The organism is Piscirickettsia litoralis, assembly GCF_001720395.1.
In the GTDB taxonomy this organism is placed as follows: domain Bacteria; phylum Pseudomonadota; class Gammaproteobacteria; order Piscirickettsiales; family Piscirickettsiaceae; genus Piscirickettsia; species Piscirickettsia litoralis.
The window spans coordinates 9,022-13,966 of record NZ_MDTU01000012.1 but is presented as its reverse complement, the minus strand read 5'-3'; the positions used below and the strand labels follow the sequence as shown (position 1 = coordinate 13,966).

The 4,945-nt window shown below is 38.0% G+C and carries 5 protein-coding genes; 1 reads left to right on the top strand and 4 read right to left on the bottom strand.

What is annotated here, in order from left to right:
* On the bottom strand, window positions 1-512 hold a 512-nt coding region (locus BGC07_RS19035; protein ID WP_139121857.1), incomplete at its 3' end, for a hypothetical protein.
* Window positions 502-1,827 carry a phage portal protein family protein gene (locus BGC07_RS19030; RefSeq protein ID WP_069314632.1) on the bottom strand — a complete coding sequence of 442 codons (1,326 nt, stop codon included), beginning with the start codon at window positions 1,825-1,827 and terminating at the stop codon, window positions 502-504. The genes BGC07_RS19035 and BGC07_RS19030, both read right to left, overlap by 11 nt.
* Window positions 1,828-1,920: 93 nt before the next feature.
* Between BGC07_RS19030 and BGC07_RS19025 the strand changes: the two genes are divergently transcribed.
* Window positions 1,921-2,268, top strand: coding sequence for a hypothetical protein (locus BGC07_RS19025; protein ID WP_069314631.1), 348 nt, complete (start codon window positions 1,921-1,923; stop codon window positions 2,266-2,268).
* 384 nt (window positions 2,269-2,652) lie between these two features.
* Here the strand turns inward: BGC07_RS19025 and BGC07_RS19020 are convergent, their stop codons facing one another.
* Window positions 2,653-4,116: a protein kinase family protein gene (locus BGC07_RS19020; protein WP_069314630.1), complete on the bottom strand. Its 1,464-nt coding sequence runs from the start codon at window positions 4,114-4,116 to the stop codon at window positions 2,653-2,655.
* A 286-nt stretch (window positions 4,117-4,402) separates the two neighbouring features.
* Window positions 4,403-4,945, bottom strand: a 543-nt coding sequence (locus BGC07_RS19015; RefSeq protein WP_201258200.1) for a hypothetical protein, incomplete at its 5' end; no start/stop codon positions are given.

Here is a 4,945-nt window from a genome sequence, read left to right as displayed (position 1 = left end):
TCTAGCAGATTATCAATAAACTTGTTCATTGCCCCTTGCTGCGGTCGATTTAATCCAACCAGGCTTTTAATCCGCGCTGACATCACCCTGACATGCTCGCCTTCACTAAATCCTTCACTGACTTGTGCGGCTATTGCCTCTTTTGTATCGTACGATACAAGCGTTACAAGCTCTGCTGTGCGGTCTTTAATAATTTGCTGCACATAGTCATCGAGCATATTTAGAGGCGGCGTTTTCTTCTCTAAATACTCCGGCAAAGCAAGGCGAGCATTATCTGCCCCTGCTTTCACTGCGGTTTGCTCCACACTTTGAAGCGTTGATAATTCAGCCACTAAATAGCTGTAGCCCACGGCATCAAGTACTTTATCAATATCACCTTGCTTAATCGCCTTATTTAAAGCATTGTCACTTGTATGAGCCTGAGACGCAGCAACAGCAGACAAAAAGGCATCTTTAAAATTCGGCTTAGTCTGATCTATCAATGCATTTGTAGAAAGTGGCTTATTTTCCATCTATTTCTTTTGAAGCTGGCAAGCTTAAAGATTCTCTTACGGTTTCCTCTAAGTTTTCATCGGGTGAAATAACACCAATCGGCACAAGCTGAGATAGCGCAGTCGTAAGCTCTGCCACGTCAACCTCTTTTACTTCTTCATAGTCGAGTGTTGGCAACTCTTCGGCTAAGTCGCCATTTAAATCAAACAAGCGCGGTATAGCATGCGAGTTAAACACACCTTTAATCATGTCTAAATACGCACAAATGCTATCTTTTAGCAGCTCGATTTTATTCTCAGCGTAGTTTGAAGTGCCCACCGATGTTTTACCGATTTGCTGGAATTCCGTCATCATCGTTTGAGAAATCGCATAGGCATAGCGGTTAATCGGTCCGGATAGATCAACATTACTAGTGCCCTGGCACGTCATAAGTTCGGCGTTAAATAATTTATTGCCATTATCATCATGCTTCTGAGGCATGATCATATAAGCTGACTCATTTTGTCGGATATTTGCCCCGACATCTCGCAAGTAGCTGACCAACCCTTTCTGATCCGGTGACGCATCATAGCTCAAATATTCAGGCGGTAGCTCGAATTTCATCAACCCCACAAAATTACGTTCGACTGCAATGGTCTCAAGATTTTCTAGGTTCTTCTTATAAAACCAAGGCTGATAGGCATTTCTAAGGATACTACGGCCTTCGGGATTACCTTTTTTGCTTGTTGTTCTGAACAATAAAACGCGGTTAATATCGACTTCACACTGCTTGCCAGAGGTCGGTGACATTTGTAGAAATCCGGTGAGCTCTTCGGTATCTTCGTCAAAAATCCATTCTATGATTGTGTCTTGAGAGCGTGTTTCTAAGTCATGCCATCCTATTTTATTATCGTTGTATTGCGAGGGTCGTTTTCCTCTACGGCCTTGACGCACTTTATAGACTGGCTCATGGATGCTAAAACCAAAGGGCAAAAAGTCGAGTATTTCACTAATCACCTCAGCCCAAGGCTTGCACAAATCATTGCGGCACTCTTCAAGAAAGTTTGCCCGTGCTTCATCTTGTGCACTGACACCTGCAGCGACGACTTTCCACTTTACTTTGCGAATTAACAGCTCAATAGCAAGTAATGCCGCGCCTACTGTATCATCATTATCACGCATCTCCTTATATATAGTGATGCCTTCGGGGAACTGTAGCTGTGTTAAAAACTCCTCTGTGACCCTGCCTCCGACTTCTCTTAGGCCGATAAACCCTTGAGGCGCTGGGGGAGTTTGGGGCTTAGAATCGATTTTGTTAGGTGTCAGAGTGCTTTTTAGCTTGGAGAAAAACTTCATTCTTAATTCCAATAAAGATATTAATTACGTTAAAATACAGACTGAATCATTTATTTCATCGTCAATATCAATTTAATTAAAGGTTTTATTATAGTGAGTCAGAAACAAGATAAGATTTTGAGGTTAGTTAGCGAAACGATAAGTGAGGTTTCTGAGTTTTTATTGGAAAGCTCTCAATTAAGGCTTGCGTCTCTAGAAACAAAAGATGACAAAGCTTTTTATATGGCATCTGTTTTGCAGACGCTCATTATTTCATGCTTTAAAAGCAGTATGGATGTGTGTGAAGATTTTTTTTCTTGCGAAACAGCACCAGAGATAAAAAACAAGATTTATAAATCTATGTCATCTCAAATTAAGAGTATAGCAAAGCTATATAGTGCGGATAAACCTAACAAAAAATACATTATAAAAGCTGAATTAAATAATTCAGTTCTACATTAAAAAATGACCAAGGGCACGCTGCTTGCAACGTAGCGTGCAAAAGTACCATTTTTCAAGGGATTATAAGTTATTACAAGTGTTGATGATTTTAAGCTCCAAGAGCTATGGGTTTTACAGATTCTGCAATTTTAATTGCAGCTAATTCTGAGTCTGTATGATGCTTATAAAATATAAAATTACCATGATTTTTAGATGCTTGATAAATAGCTACTGGAACTCCAATTGGGAGAGTTGCAACAGCAAGAGTAACAGAAGCTAAAAGCTGAAAACCTCTTGTGACTTTCCCTGACCTATGCTTGGCAAGTTCGGAGATAGCCGGATCTTTTGCTAGATTGGAAAGTTTGTCTTTTTTACCTGTAGTTAAATACTCTATTTTTGCACCATTTACGCTTTCAAGATACTGTATATTTTTTTAAGTTTTGAATTGTTCTTAACATGTTTTTGAAAGGAAGATATTTTTTCATTTACTTGTTTCAGATTGTCATGATTGGATTTAATCTTTATCCAATAATCACCAGAAAATTGACCAGCCTTAGCGATATTGTTGACTGCTTTTTGAAGTGCTCCATCTCCTCGAATTCTACGCCAGTCATCATGAGAAAATTGACCAGCCTTAGCGATATTGTTGACTGCTTTTTGAAGTGCTCCATTTCCTCGAATTCTACGCCAGTCATCATGAGAAAATTGACCAGCCTTAGCGATATTGTTGACTGCTTTTTGAAGTTCTTCATTGTCTCGAATTCTACGCCAGTCATCACGAGAAAATTGACCAGCCTTAGCGATATTGTTAACATCTTCTTCAATTCTACACCGATCATCACGAGTCTTAGCGATATTATTGACTGCGTTTTGAAGCACTTGGTCGTCTTTAATTTTGTCCCAATCATCACGTGAAAATTGATCATTTGAGGCAACAGTGAAAATTGCTTTCGCTTGGTCAATATCTTTTTGGGAACAACTATATTCCTTTAGTTTCTGAGATAAAACAGAATCAGAACCACTATACAACTCGACTAAAAGTAATGTTGTTACAAAGGATAAAGATGGGCGCATTTCTGGGTTTTCTGATTTCATTATTTGATCAGCAATGCGTTGTACTGCTGAGTTTTCAGGTAAGATTCTTGAGAGTATTGCTCCCAAAGAATAAACTTCTGTTTTTTCTGATGCTTCACATGTTTCTTTTTCTGCCTCAGGGGGCTGATAACCACGAGTTCCTCCCAGAACTTTATTTTCATGTGCTAAACCAAAATCAATTAAAGATAACCGACCATCAGGAGCAACAACAACATTCGCTGGTTTTAAATCATTATGGTAATAATGCTTACCAGAGTTTGAAAGTTTTCCACTATTTAGTTTTCTGACTTCTTCAACAAGCTGCAGACTTATGTTTAAAATTTTCTTATCATTCAGGTAATTATTGTTCAGTACCTGACGTAAGCTTTTTCCTTGATATTCTAAAACAACATATTGCTTGCCTTCTCTTTTAGCATCTCCTTTTAAACGGCCAAGATCAGAAAGAATATCTACTTCACGTTGTCTTACATTTTTTTGATTACCGATTTTAATTACATATAAATTTCCGTCTTCATCTTCAGCAAATTTTACTTTGCCATTTCCTCCTTTATCTAATATCTGTCCTTTACCAGCCAAGGCTAAAATTTTACCACCAATAACCATGAAGGAATGATTAATTTTATGATTCTGATTTGAAGCATCACTGTAACGTATTTCACCCTTAGATCTTTTGAGCTTTGTTCCTTCAGGAACACCCCCATCCCTAAGGTGCTTTTTTGCTATTTCCCACTCTTTTCGTCTTCTCTTAGATGATGTCCAATGTAATCCCGGCATAATTTAACCCTCTAACCCACGACAGCAAGTCGACTTTCAAGGTTTATTTGTACCATCAAAAACATATCTTTTTTAACAGGAGAACAACGGTAAACTTTGGTCTGGCTGCGATTGATTGTTTTGTTTATATTTCCTTTATAAAGTTACTTTCGATAAGATCCGTTATCGAAAGTAACATAATAGTACTTTCTAAATCGAAAAATTCTTCTTCCACACTATGGTTCGCAGTTCAGGGTATTGTATGTTCCTAAGCGCTAAAAATGGTGACTGCTCAGTTAAAGTTTAATCACCCTAACGAAGTCACTTTATTATTCTGTGTTTCACAACCGCTTTTTTGCTCATGATACTTAAACAAAAGGAATGCATTCTGGTCTGGATTTTCACGATCAGGTGCAATTACTCTATCGAGAGCATCTACTAGCCGCTTAATAAGATTTTCATATTCCTTATTCGTCTCTGGTGTATTACCATTCATATTTTTCAAAACCTTCAACGCCTGTAATAAATTATAGCGAATATCCATTCTTTCCTTAAAATCTAATAACTCTGGCTGAATTCTCTCAATTTTATCTAGGTCATCCATAACAGAAGTGTGGCCTTCTGAAAAGCACTCTAATAGTGGCTCTGGATTGCGGAATGAATTCATATGCATATTTTGAAGGAAATTTCTACCTTCAGATGCGACCTCTGTATTATTAGTTGATAAAGCAATGAACTCGGATTCTAATTCATCTCGACGACTTACCCTCTCTTTTATATCTGACAATTCATGTGGAAGTTTCTGAAGGTTCAATAAAATATCCTGCGCCTTAATCTCGGTAACATTATT